This is a genomic window from Phenylobacterium sp. FG114 (assembly GCF_057809855.1).
Window position 1 is genome coordinate 33,004 of the sequence record NZ_JBMDKU010000010.1, and the last position, 23,663, is coordinate 56,666.

The 23,663-nt window shown below is 69.5% G+C and carries 20 protein-coding genes; 7 read left to right on the forward strand and 13 right to left on the reverse strand.

What is annotated here, in order from left to right; genetic code table 11:
* Positions 1-8: 8 nt before the first annotated feature.
* Together ACODSY_RS17230 and ACODSY_RS17235 are read right to left on the reverse strand one after the other, a co-directional pair.
* Positions 9-782, reverse strand: a complete 774-nt coding sequence (locus ACODSY_RS17230) for a hypothetical protein (protein WP_488953010.1) — start codon at positions 780-782, stop codon at positions 9-11.
* Between the two features lie 104 nt (positions 783-886).
* Entirely contained in the window at positions 887-1,030 is a 144-nt protein-coding gene (locus ACODSY_RS17235; RefSeq protein ID WP_488953012.1) for a hypothetical protein, read from the reverse strand.
* Between the two features lie 292 nt (positions 1,031-1,322).
* Between ACODSY_RS17235 and ACODSY_RS17240 the strand changes: the two genes are divergently transcribed.
* Positions 1,323-2,282, forward strand: a complete 960-nt coding sequence (locus ACODSY_RS17240) for a calcium-binding protein (protein ID WP_488953013.1) — start codon at positions 1,323-1,325, stop codon at positions 2,280-2,282.
* Here the strand turns inward: ACODSY_RS17240 and ACODSY_RS17245 are convergent.
* From ACODSY_RS17245 to ACODSY_RS17280, 8 genes are all read right to left on the reverse strand, one after another.
* Positions 2,279-2,944 carry a terminase small subunit-like protein gene (locus ACODSY_RS17245; protein WP_488953014.1) on the reverse strand — a complete coding sequence of 222 codons (666 nt, stop codon included), beginning with the start codon at positions 2,942-2,944 and terminating at the stop codon, positions 2,279-2,281. The two genes, ACODSY_RS17240 and ACODSY_RS17245, sit on opposite strands and share 4 nt — an antisense overlap.
* A 112-nt stretch (positions 2,945-3,056) precedes the next feature.
* Complete coding sequence (locus ACODSY_RS17250) at positions 3,057-3,488, reverse strand: hypothetical protein (protein WP_488953015.1); 432 nt, start codon at positions 3,486-3,488, stop codon at positions 3,057-3,059.
* 428 nt (positions 3,489-3,916) lie between these two features.
* The gene (locus ACODSY_RS17255; protein WP_488953016.1) at positions 3,917-5,005 is read right to left on the reverse strand and encodes an acyl-CoA dehydrogenase family protein; all 1,089 of its coding nucleotides are present in this window, start codon (positions 5,003-5,005) and stop codon (positions 3,917-3,919) included.
* A 70-nt stretch (positions 5,006-5,075) separates the two neighbouring features.
* Positions 5,076-6,281, reverse strand: a complete 1,206-nt coding sequence (locus ACODSY_RS17260; protein WP_488953017.1) for an acyl-CoA dehydrogenase family protein — start codon at positions 6,279-6,281, stop codon at positions 5,076-5,078.
* Between the two features lie 151 nt (positions 6,282-6,432).
* Positions 6,433-7,632 (reverse strand): acyl-CoA dehydrogenase family protein, encoded by a 1,200-nt coding sequence (locus ACODSY_RS17265; protein ID WP_488953018.1) that lies wholly within the window; start codon positions 7,630-7,632, stop codon positions 6,433-6,435.
* Positions 7,633-7,755: 123 nt separating this feature from the next.
* Positions 7,756-10,641 (reverse strand): TonB-dependent receptor, encoded by a 2,886-nt coding sequence (locus tag ACODSY_RS17270; RefSeq protein ID WP_488953019.1) that lies wholly within the window; start codon positions 10,639-10,641, stop codon positions 7,756-7,758.
* Between the two features lie 109 nt (positions 10,642-10,750).
* Positions 10,751-11,959: an acyl-CoA dehydrogenase family protein gene (locus tag ACODSY_RS17275; RefSeq protein WP_488953020.1), complete on the reverse strand. Its 1,209-nt coding sequence runs from the start codon at positions 11,957-11,959 to the stop codon at positions 10,751-10,753.
* 44 nt (positions 11,960-12,003) lie between these two features.
* A complete protein-coding gene (locus ACODSY_RS17280; RefSeq protein WP_488953021.1) occupies positions 12,004-13,221 on the reverse strand; it encodes an acyl-CoA dehydrogenase family protein in 1,218 nt (405 codons plus the stop codon).
* A 142-nt stretch (positions 13,222-13,363) separates the two neighbouring features.
* On the opposite strand from ACODSY_RS17280, the gene ACODSY_RS17285 reads away from it, so the two are divergent.
* Positions 13,364-15,001 (forward strand): phosphatidylglycerol lysyltransferase domain-containing protein, encoded by a 1,638-nt coding sequence (locus ACODSY_RS17285; RefSeq protein ID WP_488953022.1) that lies wholly within the window; start codon positions 13,364-13,366, stop codon positions 14,999-15,001.
* A 2-nt stretch (positions 15,002-15,003) separates the two neighbouring features.
* Here the strand turns inward: ACODSY_RS17285 and ACODSY_RS17290 are convergent, their stop codons facing one another.
* Complete coding sequence (locus ACODSY_RS17290; protein WP_488953023.1) at positions 15,004-15,207, reverse strand: hypothetical protein; 204 nt, start codon at positions 15,205-15,207, stop codon at positions 15,004-15,006.
* Positions 15,208-15,340: 133 nt separating this feature from the next.
* Between ACODSY_RS17290 and ACODSY_RS17295 the strand changes: the two genes are divergently transcribed.
* The 5 genes from ACODSY_RS17295 (at position 15,341) to ACODSY_RS17315 (ending at position 21,618) form a co-directional block, all read left to right on the forward strand.
* The gene (locus tag ACODSY_RS17295; RefSeq protein WP_488953024.1) at positions 15,341-17,998 is read left to right on the forward strand and encodes a tetratricopeptide repeat protein; all 2,658 of its coding nucleotides are present in this window, start codon (positions 15,341-15,343) and stop codon (positions 17,996-17,998) included.
* Positions 17,999-18,029: 31 nt separating this feature from the next.
* Positions 18,030-18,950 (forward strand): sulfite exporter TauE/SafE family protein, encoded by a 921-nt coding sequence (locus ACODSY_RS17300; RefSeq protein WP_488953025.1) that lies wholly within the window; start codon positions 18,030-18,032, stop codon positions 18,948-18,950.
* Positions 18,950-19,768, forward strand: a complete 819-nt coding sequence (locus ACODSY_RS17305; protein ID WP_488953026.1) for a TIGR02186 family protein — start codon at positions 18,950-18,952, stop codon at positions 19,766-19,768. The genes ACODSY_RS17300 and ACODSY_RS17305 overlap by 1 nt, the downstream gene beginning before the upstream one ends.
* A gap of 6 nt (positions 19,769-19,774) precedes the next feature.
* Positions 19,775-20,242, forward strand: a complete 468-nt coding sequence (locus ACODSY_RS17310; RefSeq protein ID WP_488953027.1) for a DUF3429 domain-containing protein — start codon at positions 19,775-19,777, stop codon at positions 20,240-20,242.
* Positions 20,243-20,397: 155 nt separating this feature from the next.
* Complete coding sequence (locus tag ACODSY_RS17315) at positions 20,398-21,618, forward strand: JmjC domain-containing protein (RefSeq protein ID WP_488953028.1); 1,221 nt, start codon at positions 20,398-20,400, stop codon at positions 21,616-21,618.
* On the opposite strand, the gene ACODSY_RS17320 is transcribed toward ACODSY_RS17315, so the two are convergent.
* Complete coding sequence (locus ACODSY_RS17320) at positions 21,615-22,457, reverse strand: lysozyme inhibitor LprI family protein (RefSeq protein WP_488953029.1); 843 nt, start codon at positions 22,455-22,457, stop codon at positions 21,615-21,617. The genes ACODSY_RS17315 and ACODSY_RS17320 overlap by 4 nt on opposite strands.
* 78 nt (positions 22,458-22,535) lie before the next feature.
* Positions 22,536-23,504 (reverse strand): choice-of-anchor A family protein, encoded by a 969-nt coding sequence (locus ACODSY_RS17325; protein ID WP_488953030.1) that lies wholly within the window; start codon positions 23,502-23,504, stop codon positions 22,536-22,538.
* Positions 23,505-23,663: the final 159 nt, after the last annotated feature.

Here is a 23,663-nt window from a genome sequence, read left to right on the forward strand (position 1 = left end):
GGCGGGCCCTACCGCGTCGCCAAAGGCCACCGCTGCTCGACCCAGAGGCTTACTTGCCCTGTCCGCGGATCGACGCAGGCGCGTCCGGCTGAACCGACGGCGCTCCACAGATAGCGAGCGCTGCGTTCGTCGGGGCAGGCTTCGCCGGTCGCCGTCACCCTGGGTCCGCCATAGCCGTTGAGCTCCAGCGTCGCGGCGATCATCTCCTCGTCGCTCGGCTCCTGGTGGCTGCGGAGGTCGCCGATCATCGAAGCGACGTAGATCGCGAAGCCCACCGCGCACGCCCCGACGATGAACAGGATTTCGGTCGCTCTTACCCAGGCAGGGCGCCGTTCGCGGGTCGCCCGGTCAAGCCGTGACGTGTAGGAGGACAGCGCGACGGGCGATTCCACGGCGTGCCGCAAAGGCGTCGCAAGCGGCGGTGGTGGGGCGGTCGTTGCGGTGCGAACACCTCCGAAGTCCATGGCGTGATACTTCATTCGCTCGGCGTCGGCGGCCGCTTCTTCCGCCTGACTCATCGACAACGACGAACTGAAGCGCAGCCACAAGAGACCGCGGACGACGGGATAGGCGAAGGGCGAGACGATGATCGCCAGAAGCCCGCTGCCGACAGGATCCCCGCCGTCGTCCATTCCAAGTGCGAAAAGCGCGAGGAATGCCAGCGGCGTCCAGGCCAGCCAGCCGTAGAGGATGCGTCGCGGATGCTGCCGCATCGACAGCCAGATTTCGACCCCGGCAGCCGCCATGCCGCCGAGCGCCAACACCGCAATCAGCCACGCCATGTACGCACTCCCGGATGCGAGAAAGCTTTGCCTTAGAGGCGTGTGTCAACACCCACTGCTGCCGCTCCCCGTGCGCAGGGAGCTTGGCGTGCCCCTGAGTTGCGCTACCGTGCCGCTTGCGTGGGGGCGCGGGCATGGCGGGCAAGGCCGACTTCATCGTCAACGGCAGCTTCGAGCGCCAGGCCGGCGGCGACGCGGCGGCCTGGATCGGCCAGGCGCCGCAGTTCGACACCGCCCTCGACGGCCACACCTACTATCTCCGTCCCGCGGCCCCGCCCGACGGCTGGACGGTGACGCGCGGCTTCTTCGGCGTGGAGACCTATGTCCCGCCCAGGGACCAGGTGTCCTGGGACGGCAAGGTCTGGGGGCTCATGCACGACAGCTCCATCGGCCAGCAGGTCGCCGGGCTCGCCTCGCGCGTCGTCTACGATCTCGCGTTCATCGCCTACCGGCCCGCCGACCAGCAGGCCGGACTGCAGGTGTTCTGGAACGGGCAGAAGGTCGCCGACTTCGCCAGCCTCCAGACCGAGGCCGGCCGGGGTGATCTACGTCCTGGTGACCGGCGGCGAGGGCGCGAACTCGCTCGAGCTGCGCGCCACCGGCGTGGTGGTCCTCGACGACGTCCGCCTCTTCGCGGCGGGGCCGGGCGGGTCTGCCGACTTCTCGCTTTCGACCCAGCCGGTCGGGGTCAACCTCGGCGACACGGAGTTCACCACCGACTTCGCCGGCATCCCGCCGCTGCCCAACCTGGCGCCGCTGCACGCCTACGTCGGCGCGGTCCCCCAGCCCCTGAGCGGCATCAAGGACGTCGTCGGCGGGTCGGCCAACGACCTGCTGGTGGCGGCCCCCACGGGCGGAACCCTCGAAGGGCGCGGCGGCGCCGATGCGCTGGTGGGCGGCGCGGGCGCCGACACGCTGATGGGCGGCCTGGGCAACGACCTCGTCGTCGGCGGTGGCGGCCGCGGTTACCTGCGTGGCGACGAGGGCGACGACTACCTCCAGGGCGGCGCCGACTTCGACGACCTCAACGGCAACATGGGCAATGACACCTGCGTCTCCGGCGGCGGCGACGACTGGGTTGTCGGCGGCAAGGACAACGACAGCCTAGTCGGCAGCGCGGGCCAGAACCTCGTCTACGGCAACCTCGGCGCGGACACCTGCGACGGTGGCGCCGGGGACGACATCGTCCGCGGCGGCCAGGACAATGACGTAATCCAGGGCGGCGACGGCGCCGACTACGTCTCGGGCGACAAGGGCGACGACACCGTCACCGGCGGCGCGGGCGCGGACAGCTTCCACACCTTCGGTGACGCCGGGATTGATCGGGTCACCGACTTCAACCTGTCCCAGGGCGACCGCGTCCAGCTCGACCCCGGCACGCAGTATACGGTGGTCCAGTCGGGCGCCGACACGGTGATCAACATGACCGGCGGCGGCCAGATGGTGCTCGTGGGCGTCCAGATGAGCACGCTCACTCCGGGGTGGATCTTCGGGGCTTAGGGGCGGTCCGTCCGATACACCCTCGGCGTCAGCCGTCCGCGCCTTTCTTCCAGCCTCGCGATCTTGACGTCGGCGGCGTCGAAGTCCCCCATCCCGGCCCAGACCTCGTCCCCGACGATGTCGGCCTGAAGCGCCAGCCACCTGTCCCGCCAACGGCACGCATCCACGAACGCCACCCGAAACCCGGGGCAGGTCTCCAGGCGTCGGTAGATCGTCTTCACCGACGGCGCCCCGCGCGCCGCCGTGGCTTCTCCGATCGAGGCTCCGGCGCGGACCCGCGCCAGCACCCGCCCCAGCGCCTTCGCCGAGCAGGAGCCGCGCATGCGCGGCCGCAGCGAGCGTTCGCCGGGCGCCCGCAGTCCATCCTCCGCCCGCGCCAGCCCGCGCTGCAGCCGCCGGTCCGCCACCCGCGCCTGCGCCATCATCATCCGCAGCCGCGCCACCGCCGCGCCGAACTCCGGCACGACCTGCATCCAGCGATAGACGGTGCAATAGGCCGGCATCCGCGCATCGGCCGTGATCGCCTTCATCGTCTCGCCCTCCGCGATCCGCAGCAGGATCAGCTCCCCCATCGCCCGGGTGAAGGCGGAAGCCTTGTAGCCGGACGCATGGTCCATCGGCGGGATCGGGAGGTTGCTGGCGCGGGGCGGGGAGGGTGGCATGGCGGGGAGTGTGCCGGCGCTGTGCGTCAGAAGCGGACGTTCCCAGTACCTCCGCCGCTCATCGGGGATTTGGCGAAGAGGTGACGGCTGTGCTCGGCGCCATGTCTAAAACCTAGACAATCTCAACCGCCCCGCGCCGGGCGGACTCGGTCACGCGTCCGGGGCGAACCATCATGAAGTCGCCTGACCAGACGCGTGGGATTTTCCATCGCCCCTCGATGCGCAGCCCGTCATCGCTGACGATCCCCTCGTAGATGACCTGGCCGCCGTACTCGGCGTCGGGGCCGAGGTCCTCATAGGTCTTGATGAAGACCACGTGGTCGCTCAAGCGCCGCCCGTCGATCACGGCGTGGATCGTCTTGCCAGCGAACACGCCGATGTCGGCGATCTCGTGGACCGTTCCGCTAAGAGCATCGCCCAGCTGCAGCAGTGTCACCGTGAAGCCGGTTGAGCTCTCTTCCAGTGGGTAGGTGTACACGCCGTCCCAAACACCGGTCAGGCTATCGAACGCACTCTCGATCTCCACGAGGCCCCCAAGGAGCATCCTTCAGGATGCCTCCCACCCTTAAATCCATGGTGGATTGCGAACCTGTCGGTCCAGGCGTGTCAAGGACGCGCCTCTGGCGCGCCGCCTTGCGGCAGGCGCTGCGCGCCTGTCCTTGAGACGCCTGGCCCGGCAGGCAAACTCTGGCCATGGACTTAAGGGCGCGACCGGTTGTCGACGTTGCCGACGCGCGAAGCCTGACAATTGGTGAGCTCGAGAAGCGGCTTGAGCTTCGCCATAGTTCATGTTTTGTTCGATCGTACTCCTCTCCCTTGGCGCTGCCGCGCCTGGGAGAGGAGTAGGGGCATCCGCGGCGCGGCGCACACAATGTCCGCTAAGCTCGTCGTCGCGCCGCCCAACGAAAAACCCCGCCGGCCTCGCGACCGACGGGGCTTCCGTCATCTCAGTCCTAAGCGGCTAGCGACCGCTCAATACCCCTGGATCCGCGCATACCGGTCCCGGTGGAACGCCTGGTTGCCGAAGGCCGCTTCCGCCGCGCGGGCGCGCTTCAGGTAGAAGCCGGCGTCGTGGGCGTCGGTCATGCCGATGCCGCCGTGCATCTGGACCATCTCGTTGCTCACCAGGTGGAACGTGTCGCCCATCTTGGCCTTCGCGAGCGAGGCCAGTTCCGGCACGTCCGGCGCGTCGCTGTCGATGGCCGCCAGGGCCGCCTCGACGGCCGAGCGGGACAGCTCCAGCTCGGTGAACATCTTGGCCGCGCGGTGCTGCAGGGCCTGGAAGCTGCCGATCACCTGGCCGAACTGCACGCGGGTCTTCAGGTAGTCCAGCGTGATCTCGAACGCCTGAGTGGCGGCGCCCAGCATCTCGGCGGCAAGGCCCGCGCGGGCGCGGTCGAGCACCTTTTCCAGCAGCGCCGCGCCGCCGTTCAGCTTGTCGGCGGCGGCGCCGTTGAACTCGACGTTAGCCGCGCCGCGGCTGTCGGCCAGGTTCAGCTTGGTGCGCTTCACGCCCGCGTCGTCGGCCTTCACCAGGTAGAGCTCGACGTTACCGCCCTCCTTCGCCGAGACGACGAAGACGTCGGCCGCCATGCCCTCGATCACGAAGGTCTTCTTGCCGGTAAGCTTGCCGCCCGAGACCGTGGCCTCGACCTTCTCGGGCTTGTGGTGCGGGCCCTCGTCGATGGCCAGCGCGGCCACGGCCGAGCCGTCGGCGATCTTCGGCAGCCACTCGGACTTCTGGGCGTCGGAGCCGCCCAGGATCAGCGCCGAGGCGCCGGCCAGGCCGGACGCGATCAGCGGCGAGGCCGTCAGGGTGCGGCCCAGTTCCTCGAGCACCAGGCCCAGGGACAGGTAGCCGAAGTTCGAGCCGCCGTACTCTTCCGGGATGATCACCCCGGCCCAGCCCATCTCGGCCATCTCGTTCCAGGCGGCCACGTCGTAGCCCAGCTCGGCGCCGCTATCGCGCATCTTGCGGAAGGCGGTGACGGGGCTCTTTTCCTGCACCCAGCTCTTGGCCGCGTCACGCAGCATGCTCTGTTCTTCGGTCAGAACGGCCATCTTAGTTCCTCGTGAAATTCGTTCGTTGTTTCAAATGTTCGGATGGGTGCGGACCCTGCGGCCCGCATCCTCACTGCGCTTGCGTAAGGTCAGGCAAGCCCAGGATGCGCTTGCTGACGATGTTCGACTGCACTTCCTGCGAGCCGCCGAAGATCGTGAAGGCCTTGCCGTAGAGCCAGGCGCGGACGATCTCGAGTTCGTCCTTGGCGAAGTCGCCGCCCTCCCAGCCCAGGCCCTGGTGGCCCATGATCTCGAGCGTCAGTTCGTGGCGCTCCTGGGCGATCCAGGTGCCGGCGTTCTTCATGATCGAGGTGGCGGCGGACGGCCCGGAGTTGCCCTTGGACTCGGCCATCACGCGGAAGGCGGTCTGCTGGAAGACCCGCGCCTCCATCTGGTTGCGGATCACCCGGTTGCGCAGGTCGTGGTCGGCGATGCGACCCTGATCGTCGACGCCCACGTACTTCTTGGCCAGGTCGGACAGCGAGGCGCCGCCCATGCCGCCGCCCATGCCCGAGATGCCGCTGCGCTCATGCTGCAGCAGCCGCTTGGCGATGGTCCAGCCGCCGTTCAGCGGCCCGACCAGATCCTTCTTTTCGGCGCGGGCGTCGGTGAAGAACGTCTCGCAGAAGGGGGCCATGCCGTTGATCAGCGGGATCGGCCGCACCTCGACGCCCGGCTGGTGCATCGAGAACAGCACGAACGAGATGCCTTCGTGCTTTTTGGCGGGGTCGGTGCGGACGAGGCAGAACATCCAGTCGGCGTATTGGCCGCCGCTCGTCCAGACCTTAGATCCGTTGATTATGAAGTGATCGCCCTTGTCTTCAGCCTTCGTCGCCAGAGAGGCAAGATCAGAACCGGCATTCGGCTCGCTGAAACCTTGGCACCACTGAAGATCGCCGCGGCAGATCGGCGGGATGTGCTCTTGTTTCTGGGCTTCGGTGCCATACTCCAGCAGTGTCGGGCCGAACATCATCACGCCCATGCCGCCGATCGGGTTGTAGGCGCCGGCCCGGGCGAACTCGCCCTGGATCACCCGCGCCTGGGCCTGATTCAGGCCGCCGCCGCCGTACTCCGCGGGCCAGGTGGGGGTGCCCCAGCCTTTCGCGCCCACCGCCTTGCGCCAGGCTTCCTGGTCGGGCGTCGGCTCGCTGCCGCGCTCTTCCCGCGCCATCGGGTTGGGCTTGCCCTTGAGCGAAGCGGGGAAATTCGCCTCGACCCAGTCTCGGACCTCTTTCCGGAAACTCTCCAGATCGGTCGCGCCGCCAAAATCAGCCATTTCTCGAAAATTCCTCGCTCTTAAATTTTGCTCGTCATCGCCGGGCTTGTCCCGGGGATCCAGATGCGCCGACCGCTCAGGCAAATTCCCGAAAGCCGGCGCGTCTGGATGGCCGGCACTAGGCCGACCATGACGGGTTGGAGTTCAGACCCTAGCTCGAAGCCGTCGTGTCGGGCAGGCCCAGAATGCGCTTGCTGACGATGTTCGACTGAACCTCCTGGGAGCCGCCGAAGATCGTCCAGGCCTTGCCCGAGAGCCACGAGCGCACGGCCTCGAGCTCGTCCTTGGCGAAGGCGTCGCCGCTCCAGCCCAGGCCCTGATGGCCCATGATTTCGAGCAGCAGTTCGGCGCGCTCCTGGCCGATCCAGGTGCCCGAGTTCTTCATCACTGACGTCGTGGCCGAAGGGTTCACATTGCCCTTGGACTCGGCGCGGGCGCGCTCGATGGTCAAGGCGTGGGCGCGGGCGTCCATCTTGTTCTTCACCACCCGCGTGCGCAGGTCCGTGTCGGCGATCCGGCCCTGGTCGTCGACGCCCACATATTGCTTGGCGAGGTCCGCCACGTCGGCGCCGCCGGTCATCCGCCCGCCGCCTTGGCCCGAACGCTCGTGCTGCAGCAGGCGCTTGCCCACGGTCCAGCCGCCGTTCAGCGGCCCGACCATGTCGTTCTTCTCCGCCCGAGCGTCGGTGAAGAAGGTCTCGCAGAACGGCGACGACCCGGCGATCAGCTTGATCGGCCGCGTCTCCACCCCCGGCTGATGCATGTCGATGAGAACAAAACTTATGCCCTCATGCTTCTTGGTGGTATCTGTACGAACAAGGCAGAAGCACCAGTCGGCCCATTGCGCGCCGCTGGTCCAGATTTTCTGGCCATTGATCTTCCAGTGATCTCCGGCGTCCTCGCACTTTGTTGTCAGGCTGGCCAGATCCGAGCCGGCGCCAGGCTCCGAATACCCTTGGCACCAGCGAAGTTCGCCTTTCACGATCGGCGGGATGTGGCGCTGCTTCTGATCCTCGGTGCCATATTCCAGCAGCGTGGGGCCGAACATCGAGACGCCCATGCCCATGATCGGGTTGTAGGCGCCGATCCGGTCCATCTCCTGCTGCAGGACGCGGGCCTCGGCGGTCGAAAGTCCACCGCCGCCGTACGCCTTGGGCCAGGTGGGGACGCCCCACCCCTTCTCGCCCATGCGCTGCTTCCAGACGAGGTGGTCGCCCTCGGGTCGATCGCCGCCCTGGAACCGCAGCGGCGCGTTGGTGTCGCCCCGGATCGACGGGGGCACGTTCGCCTCCAGCCACGACCGCGCCTCGGTGCGGAAGGCATCGAGTTCGACACCACCGAAGTCAGCCATCACATCCTCCCTTGGATACCGTTTTTTCTATCCTAGCACCGCTCCCGGGAGGCGGGGAGTCTGTCCAAACGCCTGTTCAAACCTCCTCTCCCTCGCGCTGCGCGTTGGGGGGAGAGGAGGAGCTCAGAAGAACAGCTTGCGGAAGCCCAGGCTGAGCACTCGGCCGGTGGGGTTCAACTCGTCGGCGCGGTAGCCCGAGGGCGTCCGGCCGGTGACGTCGGTCACCTTCTGGTCGGCGTCGAATAGGTTGGTCACCGACAGGGTCACCCGCGAGCCGCGGAAGAACGGCTGCTTCGCCACCAGTTCGCGGTTCGCGCCCAGGTTGGCGAACAGCCGCAGGTCGACCGTCGCCAGGCTGCCGAAGTGCAGGTCACCCGTGGGGGAGGAGGCCGGTGCGTCGACGTCGGTGGCGCTCTGCCAGTTGGCGCTGATCCGGGCGCCCAGGCCGTTGCGCGACACGCCGGCCTGAGCCTGCACCTCGTGCCGCGGCTGCCCGCCGCCGTTGCCGGCCGCGGAACCATTCAGCAGGTCGAACACCGGCCCGCCGTCGCGGACCAGGATTTCATCCTCGAAGTTGATGGTGTGGTAGAGCGCGAACTGGATGCGGCCGCCCATGGCCCCGCCGCCCCGGCCACCGCGGAAGCCGCCGGGCGGGCCGCCCGGTCCGAACCGCGGCGCGTCGCCAGATCCCGCTCGCTGACCCTCGCCCGGGCGCGCTTCGCCGCCGGAAGGCGCGCTTGGTGTCGTGGCGTCGGGCGACGCCCCTTCCGGCCGTTCGGCCGCCGCACCGCCGGGCTGACCCTGGCCTTGGCCCGCACGCTGAGCGCTCGCGTTCGGACCGCCCTGGCCGAACCGGCGCGGCTGGGGTTGCGGGCCCCACGGGCGCGAGTAGTTGAAGCCCCAGCGCAGGCTCTCGGTCTTGGTCTGGGCGAAGTTCACCGGCCGGTAGTCGATCTGGACCAGCGCGCCCGACGCGTCGCGGGTGAAGCGGTCGGGGAAAGCCGCCTCGATCTCGGCCGTGGCCGCCGGGAAGGTGGCGATCGGGTTCTCGATCCGGCTCCGCACATAGTTGGCGCTGAGCGTCAGGTCCTGGCCGGTGATCGGCTTCCAGGTGACGCCCAGCTTGGTCACGTTGCGCTCGTCGCCGGTCAGCGCGGCGTTTCCGCCATCGATGCGGCGCACTTCGACCGTCTGGCCGGTGGCGTAGTCGAAGATCCGAGCGGCCTCGGTCACCACCTGTGGCCCGCCCAGTTGGGCCATGGTCGGCGCGCCCTGGTCGCGGGTGTGGGAAACGATGACGCTGACGCCGGTGACCGGACGCCAGTTCACGCCGAAGCCGACCGTGGTCAGGGTCCCGAAGTCGGAAAGCTCGTTCACCGCGGCGTTGGCGTTTAGCGACAGATCGCCGAGGAACGGCAGGACATCGTTCTTGCGGCTGGTCAGCGGCACGTCGACGCTGCCCTGGGCCGAGAGCGTGTTGCGCGACAGGTCGGCGTCGCGCTCGACCCCCAGCCGCAGGGTGTCCGACGACAGCCAGCTTGCGGCCTCGCCGACCTTGATCGAGGTGCGGACGGGGCCCGCCGGGACGTTGAAGGCCGGGCCGCTGGCCACGCCCTGAAGCGTGAAGCCGTCGCTGATCGAGCGCGCCTTGTTGCCGCCACGCTCCGCGATCAGGCCGGGCGACCACGGCGCGAAGGGCGAGGCGAGGGCGCCGGCGTTCTCGGCCGCCTGCAGCGCGCTGATGTCGACGCCCACGTCGCTGACGGTGAACGAGTCGGAATGGTCGTAGCTGCCGGTCAGCGACAGCCGCCACTTGTCCAGGTCGCGATTCAGCGAGCCGCCCAGCTGGCCGCTCCAGCCCTGTGTCCTCTGTTGCAGTGGGCCGAACGCGGTGACGTAGCGGTTCAGCGTCACGTCGGTGGCGAAGGGCGACAGCGGATCGGTGTCGGGGATCGTGAGGCTGGCGCCCGGCAGGCCGCGCAGCGAGTCGCTCTGCGTGGCGCTGAAGTTCGCGGTCAGCGTCCCCCGGAAGTCGTGCGGCAAGGTGCGGGCGATCACCGCGTTGCCGGTGACGGTCTTGGTCTCCGGGACGAGCGAGCGATAGCGGCCGACGTCGCTGACGTTGGCCACGCCGGCGGTTGGGGCCAGGCCCGCGAATGTCAGCGGCTGGCCGTTCACGGCCGAAACCGGCAGGCCCGCCACCGTCACCGGCTGGCCGACGATGGCGCTCAGCGCCGGGTCGATCTCGCCACCGCGCGTGGCGCCCGTGAGATTGCCCGTCAGGTCGAAGGGCTGGCGCGAGACCGCCGCGTCGACGTCGCGCTCATCCGCGGTGATCGCGGAGGAGGCCTGGGCCTTGAGCACCAGGTTGATCCGGTTGTCGCCGCGGATCTGCAGGCGGTTGATCTCGGCCTGGCCGTTCGCCTGGCCGCCGCCCGTCGGGCCACCGCCGCCGGCCTCAACCGTGGTCGCGTTGAAGCGCCGGCGCAGCACGAAGTTCACCACCCGCTGGTCGGCGGAGTACCCGTAGGCCAGCGCGGCCTCCTCGGGCAGGATGTCGACGCGCAGGATCGCCTCGGTGGGGATGTCGCGGATCTCGGCGAAGCCCGAGATGCGCCGGCCGTTCAACAGCACAACCGGGGCCTCGCCGCCGCGGCCGCGGTTGCTGGAGATCTGCGGACTGAGCTCGTTCAGCAGGTCGGCCACCGAGCTTACGCCATAAGACTGGATCTGCGCCGGGCTGAGCTGCACCTCGGGTTGGATATCGCCGACGACGGCGCCGACCTGCGGGCGGTTGCGCGTCCCCACCACGACGAGTTCAGAGACGGTGTCGTCGTACTCCTCGTCCTCGGTCTGCCCGGCCGCCGGCGCGGGCTGCGCGGTGTCGACGGGGGCCTGGGCCTGCGTCGATTGCGCCCTGGCGGGAAGCGCCGTGCTGGCCAGCAGTACGGCCAGCAAGCTCGCGGCCGCGGCCGGCGCCGGCCGCAGGTTCGAACAATCCTTCGTCACCCAACCCTCAAGTTCAGCAGCGTCCCAACCGGCACGAATGCCTGAACGCAGGGGCGGAAATGAGGGTCCGCCGTTACGCGATCATGTCGTTCTGATCGGCGCCGAAACTTTATTTCGGGTCTGGCAAACCCAGCACGCGCTTGGCGACGATGTTGAGGTTGATCTCGGAGGTGCCGCCTTCGATCGAATTGGCCTTGGAGCGCAGCATGGTCCGCATGGCGGCCAGTTCCTGCTCCGAGAAGCCATCGCCGTCCCAGCCCAGTGCACCCTGGCCCATGGCCTCGACCATGAGCTCGTTCCGCTCCTGGGCGATCTTGGCGCCGGCGTACTTCATGATCGCCGCCGTGTTCGACGGTCCGTTCGAGGCCCGCGCGTCGGCCGCCGCCCGCTTCATGGTGAGCTGGAAGGCACGGTTCTCCATCAGGTGCTCGGTGATCCGGCGGCGCAGGTCCGGGTCGGCGATGCGGCCCTGGTCGTCGACGCCCACGCCGGCCTTGGCCGCCTCGGGGATCGTCGGCATGGCCACGGTCTGGCCGATGTTCCCGCCGCCCAGGCTGCCGGCGATCGAGTCCCGCTCGAATTGCATCAACCGCTTCGCCACCGTCCAGCCGCCGTTCAGCGGCCCGAACAGCTGGTCCTTCGGCACCTTCACATTGGTGAAGAAGGTCTCGCAGAACGGCGAGGTCCCGTTGATCAGCAGGATCGGCCGCACCTCGACGCCCGGCGCCTTCATGTCGATCAGCAGGAAGCTGATCCCCTCATGTTTCTTGGCCTTGTCGGTCCGCACGAGGCAGTAGCAGCGGTCGGCGTTCTGAGCGCCAGAAGTCCAAATTTTTGAACCATTTACGAGGTAGTGATCGCCCTTGTCCTCGGCGAAGGTCTGCAGCCCTGCCAGATCCGATCCGGCTCCCGGCTCGGAGTAGCCCTGGCACCACCAGACGTCGCCGTTCACGATGCCTGGGAAGTGCTCCTTTTTCAGCGCCTCGCTGCCGTACTCCAGCAGGGTCGGGCCGAAGAACGCGATGCCCATGCCGCCGATGGGGTTGCGCGCGCCGATCCTGGCCATTTCTTCGTTCAGGACCTGGATCTCGGCCTTCGAGAGCCCGCCGCCACCGACTTCCTTGGGCCAATGGGGCGCGCCCCAGCCCTTGGCGCCCAGCGCCTTGCGCCAGGCTTCGGCGTCGGCGCTCTCAGGCTTGGCCTGGAGCTTGGCCAGTTGCTGGGCCGTATCGTGCGCCAGCGCCTTGGGGAAGTTGGCGTCCAGCCAGGCCCTCGCCTCGGCCCGGAACGTCTCGATCTCGCCGCCGAAGTCCGCCATGGCCGTTGTTCCTCCTGCCTCGGTTTTCCGGATTTGCGCCCGTCTTACTTCGGGTCAGGCAAGCCCAGCACGCGCTTCGCGATCACGTTCAGGTTCACTTCCGAAGTGCCGCCCTCGATGGAGTTGGCCTTGGTGCGCAGCCAGCCGCGCACGGCCACGATCTCGGGGCTCTCATAGCCTTCGCCGTCCCAGCCCAGGCCCTGGTGGCCCAGCGCCTCGACCATCAGCTCGGACCGCTCCTTCGCGAACTCGGCCGCCGCGTACTTGATGATCGAGGTCGTGGCCGACGGCCCGTTGCCGGCCTTCGACTCCGCCGCCGAGCGCGCGATCGTCTGGCGCAGCGCCTGGAAGTTCATCTTGTTCGTGGTGATCTTGCTGCGCAGCTCGATGTCGCTGAGCTCGCCCGCGTCGCCGTTGTACTGCTTGGCGATCGTCGCCAGGTCGCCCGAGGCGCCGCCCGCCGAACCCCCTTCGCCGAAGCCGGCGGAGATGTTCTGGCGCTCGTACTGCAGGAGGCGCTTGGCGATCTCCCATCCGCCGTTCACCCGGCCGACCAGGTTTCCCTTGGGAATCTTCACGTCGGTGAAGAAGGTCTCGCAGAATGGGCTCTCGCCGCTGATCAGCGGGATCGGCCGCGTCTCCACGCCCGGCGAAGCCATGTCGATCAGCACGAACGAGATGCCTTCGTGCTTCTTGGACGTATCGGTCCGCACCAGGCAGAAGCACCAGTCCGCCTTGTCGGCATAGCTCGTCCAGATCTTGCTGCCGTTGATCAGCCAGTGGTCGCCCTTGTCCTCGCACTTGGTGGCGAGGCTGGCGAGGTCCGATCCGGCGCCCGGCTCGGAATAGCCTTGGCACCAGCGGATCTGGCCCTGGACGATCTTGGGCAGATGCTCCTTCTTCTGCTCGTCGTTGGCGTACTCCAGCAGGACCGGCCCCAGCATCCAGATGCCGAAGGAGGCGAGGGGGGAGCGGTACTTGCCGGCCGCTAGCTCGCGGTCGATCACTCGGGCCTGGGCGGCGGTGAGGCCGGCGCCGCCATATTCCTTCGGCCACGTCGGCGTGGTCCAGCCCTTGGCCGCCATCCGCTGCATCCAGACGATCTGCGGGTCGTCCGATCCCTCGAAGGCGCGGCCGCCCCAGACCGCCTCGTAGTCGGTCTTGGCATGGGGATCGCGCAGCTCGGGCGGATACATCGCCGCGAGCTCCTTGCGCACCTCGGCGGCGAAGGCGTCGAGTTCCGTGGCGCCGAAGTCAGCCATACCGATCTCCCAAACTTTGTAGACAGCGCCCCAAGATTAGCGCCCGGCGGGGCAGGGGCAAGCGCGATTAAACGGCCGTTTGAGCGTCGGGCCGCAGGCTCGCCTATACAGTCGATTCGACGCGGCTCATTAGAGGGACCTGATGCGCTTCCTCCGTCATCCGGCCGTGACGGCCGCCGCCCCCTGGACGGCGGCCTTGCTGACTCTGGCGCTGGGCGTCCTGCTGCTGGCCTCGGGCGCGCGGCCGTCGTTCCCGACCCGGTTCGTCCGCCTGATGGAGTTCGAGCCGGTCATCCTGATCGAGATCAGCCACTTCATCTCCAGCGTCATCGGCACGGTGCTGATCGTCCTGGCCTTCGGACTGCGCGCCCGTCTCGACGGCGCCTGGTGGGCCACCCTGGCCACCCTGCTGGTCGCCGCGCCGCTCAGCCTCGTGAAGGGCTTCGTGTGGGAGGAGACGGCGCTGCTGCTGGCCCTGGCCGCCGTCCTTGCGCCGCTGCACCATGCCTTTCCCCGCAAGACGCCGCTGACCCGGATGACCGTCACCCCGGGGTGGCTGGTCTCGGCCGCCTGTTTCGTGATCGGGGCGGGCATGATCGGTATCTGGTCGTTCGAGAACGCCGACTATGGCGATCTACCCTGGTGGCGGGTCATGGCGGACGACGACGCCGCGCGGAGCCTGCGGGCCTGGACCGGTTCCGCCATCGCCCTGCTGGCGTTCGGCATCTGGCGGCTGTTCAGCTCGGCCGCCAAGCCGCCGATCGTGGGTGAGGCCGACCCCGACTTCGAACGGGTTCGCCGCATCCTCGCCGAAGCCGAGCTGTCCCGCCCGCCGTCCAATCTGGCCCTGCTCGGCGACAAGCGGTTCCTGTTCTCGCAGTCGGGTGAGAGCTTCCTGATGTTCGGCGTGCGCGGCCGCAGCTGGATCGCACTCGGCTCCACCGTCGGGCGCCGCGACGAGCGGATGGAGCTGCTCTGGCGCTTTCGCGAGCTGGCCGACGCCAATGCGGCGCGGCCGGGCTTCTACAACCTGGAGCCGGACGACCTGCCTGACGTCGTCGAGCTGGGGTTCGCGATCCAGAAGATGGGCGAGGCCAGCATCTCCCCGCTGGAAAGCTTCACCATCGAGGGCACCAAGCGCGGTAACCTGCGCCGCGCCTGGCAGCGCGCGGCCAAGGACGGCGCGACATTCGAGATCGCCCAGCCTGCCGACATCCCGCCGCTGATGCCTGAGCTGAAGCGCATTTCCGACGCCTGGCTCGACACTCACGCAGGCGGCGAAAAGAGCTTCTCCCTGGGCGGCTTCGTCCCGCGTTACGTCCAGGAGTTCCCCGTCGCCCTGGTGAAATGGGAAGGCCGCATCATCGCCTTCGCCACGCTCTGGCCCACCGCGCGGCGTACGGCCTTCTCCATCGACCTGATGCGCTTCGTGCCCGAGGGGCCGCCCCGGATCATGGACTTCCTGTTCGTGGAGCTGATCAACTGGGGCCGCGAGCAGGGCTACGGCGCGTTCGACTTCGGCATGGCCCCGCTATCGGGCCTCGAGGACCGCCCCCTCGCGCCTGCGCTGTCGCGGGTCGGCAGGCTCATCTACGACCGAGGCGAGGAGATCTACAACTTCCAGGGCGTTCGCCACTACAAGTCCAAGTACGACCCCACCTGGCAGCCGCGCTATGTGGCCGCGCCTCGGAAGTGGGCCATCCCCATCCTCATGGCTGACGCCGGCCTGCTCTCCTCCGGCGGCGTCGCCGGCCTCGCCAAGCGGCCCAAGAAGGACTGACCTCACCGCCGGGGCGAAAAGCCCGCCATCTGCTCGGCGGTGGCGAGCAGCAGGATGGCGGCCGCGGCGGCGAACACCATGATCGCGCGCCAGGGAACCAGCCTTGGACCCTTCATCGGATCTGGTGGCCGCGCGCCTCGCCAGCCCGCGAAGGCGGCCACGGCGGCGCAGCCGCAGAACAGGGCTATGGTCAGGCGCAGGTCCATCGCGCAGCCCTACTCGAACCGTCTCGGGCCATCCACAGGAACCGACGCCGCACACCAGATGTAGCGTTAGGGCTTCGTTTACACCCCAGGAATCGGTCGATAGCGTCTGAGACTAGGCGGAGAAGCGATTCGCATGGGTGGGGCGGCGCCATGGAGCGTCAAGGGGATCGACCCCAAGGCCCGTGAGGTCGCGAAGGACCTTGCCCGTCGTTCTGGCATGACGCTTGGCGAGTGGCTGAACCGGGTGATCCTTGAGGATGACGTCCCCGATGAGGTGACCGCCGAGGCGCAGTTCGCCGACCGCGCTTTCCGGGCCCAGGCCCCGCGGCTGCGGGCCGTGCCGACCGGGCCTCTGCCGCTGGCGGGCGACGATCTGGCGGGTGTCGCCCACGCCCTGGACCGGCTCACCGACCGCATCGAGGCGTCCGAGACCCGGACCGGCCTCGCCATCAACGGCGTCGAGCATTCGGTCCGCCAAGCCCTGGCCCGCATCGAGACCGCTGAACGCGAACAGCACGCGGCCTCCACCCGGCTGGAAGGCCTGCTGGCCGAGTCGTCGGCCGAGCAGAGCTATTTCGGCGAGCGCCTGCGCCGGCTCGAGAGCGAGGCCGGCGGCGGCCCCCGCTCGATCGAGGCCCTCCGTCTGATCGAACAGCGGCTGGCCCGTATCCAGCCTGAACTGGTCGTCGAGACGGTGCTGGAGCGCCTGGGCGACCGGCTGGCCACGGCCGAGACCCGCACCGCCGAGGCGCTGGAGGGGCTGAAAGGCGCGCTGGGCTCGCTCGACCGCCGTCTCGCCGCCGTCGAGAGCATCGGCGACGAGCGGGTGGAGGCCCGGTTCCAGGCTCTGGCAGACGTCCTGACCCACCGCGTCGAGGCCGTCCGCGCCGAGGTCGCCGACAAGCTGGCGCGCTCGACCGGAGAGGACCGTTTCGCCGAGCTGGCGCAGCAGGTGCGAGAAGCCGAGCGGCGCTCGGCGCAGGCCGTCGAGGAGATCGGCCGCCAGGTGCTGTCTATGGCCGAGGCCGTGGGCAAGAAGCTGATCGAGGTCGACCAGCGCGGCGCCGAGGCCATCGACCAGGTGGGCTCCGAGATCGCCCGCATCGCCGGCGCCGTCGAGCTGCGTCTGGCCCGTGGCGAGCACGTGCAGGCCGAGGCCTTCGAGCGCTTCGGCGCCGAACTGGCCAGCATCGGCGCCCGCATCGCCGCGCCGCTTGCGGCATCGCCGTCCGCGCCCGCCGAATCGCCGACCCTTGAGGCGCCGACCGCAGAGGCGTTTGTCCCCGAGCCGGAAGCGTCCGTCGAGCCGCCGACATCCTTCGAAGCCTATGGACCCGCGGTCGACCCGTTCTTCGCGCCGGAAACGACGAGCGAGGCGGCCGCCGAGGCCGCCGAGCAGGCCGTCGCCGATTTCGCGCGGGATGAGGAGCCTGCGGCGGACCTCGATCCTTTGGCCGAGGCGATCCGCATCCTGGGCCCGCCGCCCGAGCCGGAGCCCGAGCCGCCGCCGGCCGCCGCGTTCGACGAAGACTTCTACTCGCGGGCCGAGGTCGAGGGCCCTGCGGCCGTCGAGCTTTCGGCCGCCGAGCCGCCCGCCGCGACGGCGGAGGCCGAGACCGTCGCCGCGCCGTGGCGTCGCCTCGACCTCGACATCCCTTCGCCGCGGGTCCCGGAGACCTTCGCGCATATCGACGACGAGGAGGACGACGACCTCTTCCAGTCGGTCGAACCCGTCGACCCGGTCCGAGAGCTCTCGACCCGCCAGGTGATCGAGCAGGCCCGCGCGACGGCTCGCGCCGCGCAGGAGTCCGGCGCCGCAAGCCCGGCGAAGGTGCGGGCCAAGATGAAGGCGGCGGCGTCGGGCCGGCTGTTCGCTGGCTTCGGCCAGCCGAAGGCCAAGCCATCGGCCCGCCAGTCCGCGCTCCAGACCGCGCTGCTGGTCGCCGGCGGCGCGGCGTTCATGAGCGTGGGCGCCGCGGGCCTCACCCTGATGCAGGCGCCGAAGGATCCGCCGCCGGCGCCCGAGCCCATCGCCCTGACGCCGGACGGATCGCCCGCCCGCGCCTCGATGGCGTTGGGCCCTGCCAGCTTCGCGAGCGCGCCCAAGCCGCCGCCGGCGTTCGCCCAGGTCCGCGCCGACGTCGAGGCCGGTGTCCCCGGCGCCATCGACAAGCTCAAGTCGCTGGCCGAGGCCAACCACGCCCAGGCCCAGCTCTACCTGGCCCAGCTTTATGACGAGGGCGGCGCCGGCCTGCCGGAGAACCCCGCCGAGGCGCGCCGCCTGACGACGCTCGCCGCGGAGAACGGCGATGTGAAGGCCATGCACAACCTCGGCGTCTACCTGTTCCGCGGTGAGGGCGGCCCGCAGGACCTGACCAGCGCGGCGCAATTTTTCGGCAAGGCCGCCGCCGCGGGCGTGGTTGAAAGCCAGTACAATCTGGGCCTCCTCTACCAGTCGGGCTCGGGCCTGCCAAAGGACCTGGTTCGCGCCCGCGCCTGGTTCGAGCGCGCCGCGGCCAAGGGCGACGAACAGGCGAAGAAGGCCCTCGCGGAGATGGGTCCCAAGCCGCAGCTGAAGCCGGTCAAGCCGCCCGCGCCGCAGGCGTCGACGGCGCCCGCGCTCAAGCCCGCTCACAACATCAACGTTCGCGAGACCCAGCTCATACTCACGCGGCTTGGATACTACGACGGTCCGCTGGATGGACGAGCCAGCGTCGCCTACGACCGCGCGCTGGCCGAATATCGCCGCGATCAGTCGAGCGACGCGCCGCTCGCGGTCTACCAGCGTTGACCTAGCCGTCCGCAAGGTCGTAGGCCCGGGCGTGGACATCTACCTCCCTATCGCCGAGGTGGCCGTGAACGCCCCGCTGATCGTCCTCCTGGGCGCGGCTGTCGGCTTCATCTCGGGCATGTTCGGCATCGGCGGCGGCTTCCTGATGACGCCGATGCTCGTCTTCCTCGGCATTCCCGCGCCGGTGGCGGTTTCGTCGATGGCGAACCACGTGGCGGCCTCGTCGATGTCCAGCGTCATCGCCTACAGCCGGCGGCGGGCCGTCGACCTGCGGATGGGCGCGGTCCTGGCGGCCGGGGGCGTCGTCGGGGCGTTCGTCGGTGTGGAGCTGTTCCGCTGGCTGCGCCTGCTGGGTCAGGCCGACCTCGTCGTCTCGCTCTCCTACCTGCTTTTCCTCGGCGTCATCGGCGGCCTGATGCTGCTGGAGAGCCTTGGGGCCATCCTGCGCCGCCGGCGCAACGAGCCGCCGCCGCCGCGCCGCGACCGCCGGCCGGTGTGGCTGTACGGGCTGCCGCTCAAGATGCGCTTCCCGCGCTCGCGGCTGTACATAAGCGTGATCCCGCCCCTGGGTCTGGGCGTCTTCGTGGGGATCCTCTCGGCGATCATGGGCGTGGGCGGCGGCTTCATCCTAGTGCCGGCCATGGTCTACGTCCTGCGCATGCCGGCCGGCATGGTGGTGGGCACCAGCCTGCTGCAGATCATCATCACCACGGCGCTCACCGGCGTGCTCCAGGCCGGGCGCAACCAGACCGTGGACATCGTGCTCGCCACCCTTCTGCTGGTGGGCGGCATCGTCGGCGCTCAGTTCGGGGCGCGCGCCTCCTCCCGCTTCAGGGCCGAGGAACTGCGCGCGGTTCTGGCGCTCATCGTCCTCCTCGTCGGTTTGCGCATGGGGCTTGGGCTGTTTCTCACCCCCGAGGAGCCGTTCGTTCTCATGTCGGGGATGGGCTGATGGGCGCGCTCGCAGCCCTCGCCGCAGTCTCGATCGGCGCGGCGCCGGGCCCACCGCTGCCGCCAGCCCCGGCCGCGCAGGGCGCGCCCGTCATCTCGGCCGCCCTCACCGACACAAATGTCCAGGTGAAGTCCGACTTTCGCGGCGCCCGCATCGTGCTCTACGGCGCCGTCTTCGATGCGGCCGCACGGCCGTCCGATGTGGTCGTGTTGGTGCGGGGCCCCGAGCAACCCGTCCGTCTCACTCGCAAGACCAGGATCGCCGGCCTCTGGCTGAACAGCCGCCCGGTGGTGTTCCGCGGGGCGCCCGGCTTCTACCGCGCGGCCTCCAACCGGCCGCTGGAAGACATCGCCAATTTCGGCACGCTGCGCCGGCTGGGCGCCGGGGTCGACCATCTGCCTATCAACGCTCCGGCCGAGCAGCATATCGAGACCCGCTACGGCGTGCGCGACGTCGTCGTCTCCAGCCTGGGACCCGACTACTACGATTGGCGACGCGCCGTGGTGCGGCTCAAGGAGGCGGCCGGGCTCTACCACGAGGACGGACGCGGCGTACGGTTCGTGGATCGCGGCCTGTTTCGGGCGGAGATCGCGCTTCCGGCAGGGGCCCCCACCGGGATCTACAAGGCCGATATCCTGCTCTTCCAGAACGGCAAGCCGGTCGCGGCGCGCGCCAGGACCCTGACCGTCGAGAAGGTCGGGGTCGAACGGGCTCTTTACGTGTGGGCGCATGACAGGCCATGGTCCTACGGTCTGGCAGCCATGGCGTTCGCGCTGGCGGCCGGTTGGGCGGCCTCGGCGGCATTCCGGAGAGACTGATTGCTCATGGATGACGTAGGGCCCGCCGGTAAGGCGGAGGCCATTCCCGTCGCGCTTTGGGGCATCGCCCTCGTCGCGCTCGCGCCGTTCCCGATCACGGCGTTGCTCTACTGCTACGGACCAGCCGACTGGGCCGGCCCGTCGCTGACCCTGCTGCTGGCTTGGTCGGCGATCACCCTGGCGTTCCTGGGCGGGGTGCGTTGGGGCCTCGAAACCCGCGAGCCCAGCCCGCGCGCCATGCGCCAGGCGTTCTCGTTCCTGTGCGCCGTGGCCGCCGTGGTGATCCTCCTGGCCCGGGGTCGCGCGCCGGACACCTGGGTCCTGGGGGGCTTCGTCGGCGCCTTCCTGCTGCAATGGCTGTTCGATCACCAGACCCCCGACACCCCTTCCCGCTACCCGATCCTCTCCACGGCCGTCACCGGAGCCGCCTGCGTCTCGCTGGGCCTCGCCCTCGAAAGAGCGATGAACGGCTGACGCGCCAAACGCCGGGCGCGCCCGCGATTTCATCATCGTCCGAGCACCCGGCCGAGAGCACGACCGTTCGTCGCGCGCTGGGATGACAACGCTCGCCGAAGCGTGAGATTTGCGTCGGCGCCGCGAGTACGCGCGGTCGCGTCGGGGGGCGTGGGATGAATTTGGCGGACGCTGAACGACGGCTGGGGCAGTTCCTGTCGCCGCTGAGCGTCGACGCTTTCTTGGGTGAGGCGCTGGGCGGGGGCTTCCGGGTCGTGCGCCACGATGGACAGGCATCGCGCGCCGGGCTGCTGGGCCCCGATCCGCAAGCCGCGCTCGCCGGCGCCGTGCGCCTGGCCTCCAAGCTGACCTGGCACTCGGCCAATGCCTCGGGGCCGGCGCCCAGCCTGACCGATGTCCGCGACGCCGCCGATTTTCGCGAGCGGATCGCCGCCTTCCACGCGCGAAACTACTCCGTCCGCTTTCCCGACCTGCGGCCCCTGTCCCCGACGCTCGACGCCTTGGCGCGCTCCCTCGAGACGCTGATCCACGCGCCCGTCACCGCTTCGGCCTTCTGGAGCCGGGGCGGCATGCGCGCGCCGGTGCACTACGACGACCACGACCTGATCGTGGTGCAGCTAAACGGGACGAAGCGCTGGTACGTGGCCACACGGCCGTCCGAACTGTTCAACACCTGGAAGGGCGTCTCGGGCAATCCTCCGGACCTCGGCCCGCACGAGGTGGTCGACCTGGCGCCGGGCGACCTCATGTACCTGCCGCGCGGCACGTTCCACACCGTCGATTCCGACACGGAGTCCGTGCATCTGGCGATCGGCTTCACGCCGCTCACCCTGCGCGAGGCGATGATCGCGGCGCTGGATCATCTCTCAGACCTGAACCGCCCCCTACGCGCCACCGTGCTGGGCCGCGTCGATGGCGCAGACCTGGAGGCTCTGGCCCGGCCGGTGGCCGAGGCCGTGAGCCAGCTCCTGAACGCGGCCCGGACGCCTGGCTTTCTCACCGCCGCCCTCCAGCGCCGCTCGTCGCGCTCCGTCGGTGAGCTGCCGCCCCTCGACCGGCCCGCGGCGCCTGCTGCGCTCACCCTGGACACTGCGTTGCGCCACGCGGACCCGGCCTTCAGCGTTCTGGGCGCCAACGCCGAAACGATCGACTTCGCTTTCCCTGGCGGCCACCTCTACGTCCACCGCGGCGCCCAGGAGGCCGTGGTCTTCATCGCTGACACGGAAACCTTCCGCATCCGCGATCTGCCCGGTCCGATCGGCGACGACGTGCGGGTGGCCCTGGCCGCGCGGTTCGTGGAGGTGGGGTTCCTCGAGGTCGCCGAGCCGAGAGCCGGCGTCGCCGATCTGTTCGGCGCGGTGTCCGCCGGGGTTTAGCGCGGGGCCTGGTCGGCCACGTCCCACAGCTCGTCGATCCGCTGGCGGTAGATGCTGGCCACCGCGTACCGTGAACGCTCGGCGGCCTCTTCGCGGACCGACATCCAGTCCTCCTGGTCAGCCGCCAATGCGGCCGGCGACGCACCTGCCGCAAGGGCCGCGGCATAGGCCCGCTTCATCCGGCGGTCGAGGGCGGCGAGGTCCATGTCGGCGCACACCATGCGCCGCGCCGGGGTGGGGGCGTCGCCGCAGGCGAACGAGCGGCTGCGTTGAGGCGGGGCGACGGTGGTCGGGGCGTCACGCGCGGGCGCCACGACCGCCGGTTCGCGCGGCATGGGCGAGGGCAGCGGCGAGGGAGACGGGGCGGGGGCGGGCGACGGTGCGACTGGCGCCAGCATCATCGGCGGCTGGGCAGCGGCCGAAGCGGGCGCGCGCCGGGGCTCGCTGTCGCGCGGCAGCACGTCCAGTTTTCCCACCGTGGCGACGGACGGGATCGGCGGAGGCTTGAGGGCGGCGACTTCGACATTCATCGGCGAGGCGGCGGCTTCGACCTGGACGGCCGAGGGCGCGGGCTCATGGCGCGCGATCAGCAACCCGCCCCCGAACGCAACGGCCACGGCCGCGACCGCGCCGGCGACCGGCCAGACCCTTCGCCGCGGAGCGGGAAGCTGGGCGTCTTCCCAGGGAGCCTCCGGGTCGAGCCCCTCGACAGTCGGCTCGGGGCTTGCCCATGACCGCGGTTCGCTGGCGCGCAGCCTCCGCGGCGTGTCGTCGGCAAAAGTGGCGAAGCCCGGAAGCGAACCCTTGGGCGGGTCGCTCCGGAGGTCGTCGCTCGGCACGGCCAGCACCTCCTATCGCGGTCCCTCCGACGTTCAATCGTCGGCGCCCGATCAAGGTTGCGTGCAGCCTGGCGGATATTAGGCCGCGGCGACGGCTCGCTTGCGGCGCAGCAGGGCGCCGGCCATGCCGAAGCCGCCGATCATCAGCGCCCAGCTCGCGGGCTCCGGCACGGCGCCGGGCGGCGTCAGGGTGAGCAGGTCGCCCGCGAACTTCACGTTGTTGATCTGGGTGTTGCCCTGGGCGAACTGGTACCAGGAGTCTCCCGTGAAGCTCTTGACGATCAGCTGGCCGTTGAGCTGACCGCCGCCCCCGACGACGGCCGCGTTCGGCGCGAGCACCGAGCCCATCATGCCGAAATTGCCATTCTTGAAGCTGGTGGCGTCCTTGAGGTTGAACAGGACCTGGCTGGCGTTGCCGCCGTTTACCGACATCCCGCCGTCGAGCTGCAGGCTGGTCCCGCTCACGTTCACCAGGATGCTGGAGCCCGCGCCGAGGTTGATGGTGATGGTGTTGGTGTCGGACAGGATCGACGCGTCGATATCGAACACGTTGAGGCCCGCCTGGGTGGCGTTGAACGTGAGCTGGTAGCAGTTCGAGCCCGGAGAGCCCCAGCAGACCTGATCGACGGTGCCGGTGTTGGCATAGGTGTCGAGGTAGTTCGACAGCGCTACCAGGCGCGTGCCTTCCGCGGCGAAGTCCACCGTCGGAGCGCCGACGGTGATCGCGCCGTGCGACCAGCTGGGGTCGGCGGGGGTGCCGGTGTTTCCGACCAGCGAGGTGGCGCGAACGTCGCCGAAGGTCGTGCCGCCGGTCGCATACAGACTGCCGCCGACCACCAGGTCGGTGCCGGTCGGGGTCATCAGGCCGATGGTGTAACCGTCGAGGCTGGCGTTGCCGCCGACGGCCACGCGGCCCTCGGTGTCGCTGCTGCGAACCTTCATGTCGCCGAGGACGAACAGGTTGAAGTCGGCGGCCGTCTCGGCGCTCGCGACGGCCGGCGCGGCCAGGACGATCAGGGTGGCGGCGGCAAGCAGGATACGGCGCATGAGACAGGCTCCCGAGACGCACACACACGGGCGCCAACTGAAAAGGTGCTCTCCGGTATCCCCGGGGGCGGCCGCAAGCTACGCCTTGGTGGTTGTAAAGACCGCCGGGATTCCCCTCCAGGCAGAGCTGTGCCACCCATAATGGGCGCACGCCCTCGG

Bases quoted from the DNA above. Each gene is read 5' to 3' on its own strand.
- ACODSY_RS17230 (WP_488953010.1), bottom strand. From the start codon at position 782: ATGGCGTGGCTGATTGCGGTGTTGGCGCTCGGCGGCATGGCGGCTGCC.
- ACODSY_RS17245 (WP_488953014.1), bottom strand. From the start codon at position 2,944: ATGCCACCCTCCCCGCCCCGCGCCAGCAACCTCCCGATCCCGCCGATG.
- ACODSY_RS17250 (WP_488953015.1), bottom strand. From the start codon at position 3,488: ATGCTCCTTGGGGGCCTCGTGGAGATCGAGAGTGCGTTCGATAGCCTG.
- ACODSY_RS17255 (WP_488953016.1), bottom strand. From the start codon at position 5,005: ATGGCCGTTCTGACCGAAGAACAGAGCATGCTGCGTGACGCGGCCAAG.
- ACODSY_RS17260 (WP_488953017.1), bottom strand. From the start codon at position 6,281: ATGGCTGATTTTGGCGGCGCGACCGATCTGGAGAGTTTCCGGAAAGAG.
- ACODSY_RS17265 (WP_488953018.1), bottom strand. From the start codon at position 7,632: ATGGCTGACTTCGGTGGTGTCGAACTCGATGCCTTCCGCACCGAGGCG.
- ACODSY_RS17275 (WP_488953020.1), bottom strand. From the start codon at position 11,959: ATGGCGGACTTCGGCGGCGAGATCGAGACGTTCCGGGCCGAGGCGAGG.
- ACODSY_RS17280 (WP_488953021.1), bottom strand. From the start codon at position 13,221: ATGGCTGACTTCGGCGCCACGGAACTCGACGCCTTCGCCGCCGAGGTG.
- ACODSY_RS17285 (WP_488953022.1), top strand. From the start codon at position 13,364: ATGCGCTTCCTCCGTCATCCGGCCGTGACGGCCGCCGCCCCCTGGACG.
- ACODSY_RS17290 (WP_488953023.1), bottom strand. From the start codon at position 15,207: ATGGACCTGCGCCTGACCATAGCCCTGTTCTGCGGCTGCGCCGCCGTG.
- ACODSY_RS17295 (WP_488953024.1), top strand. From the start codon at position 15,341: ATGGGTGGGGCGGCGCCATGGAGCGTCAAGGGGATCGACCCCAAGGCC.
- ACODSY_RS17305 (WP_488953026.1), top strand. From the start codon at position 18,950: ATGGGCGCGCTCGCAGCCCTCGCCGCAGTCTCGATCGGCGCGGCGCCG.
- ACODSY_RS17310 (WP_488953027.1), top strand. From the start codon at position 19,775: ATGGATGACGTAGGGCCCGCCGGTAAGGCGGAGGCCATTCCCGTCGCG.
- ACODSY_RS17315 (WP_488953028.1), top strand. From the start codon at position 20,398: ATGAATTTGGCGGACGCTGAACGACGGCTGGGGCAGTTCCTGTCGCCG.
- ACODSY_RS17325 (WP_488953030.1), bottom strand. From the start codon at position 23,504: ATGCGCCGTATCCTGCTTGCCGCCGCCACCCTGATCGTCCTGGCCGCG.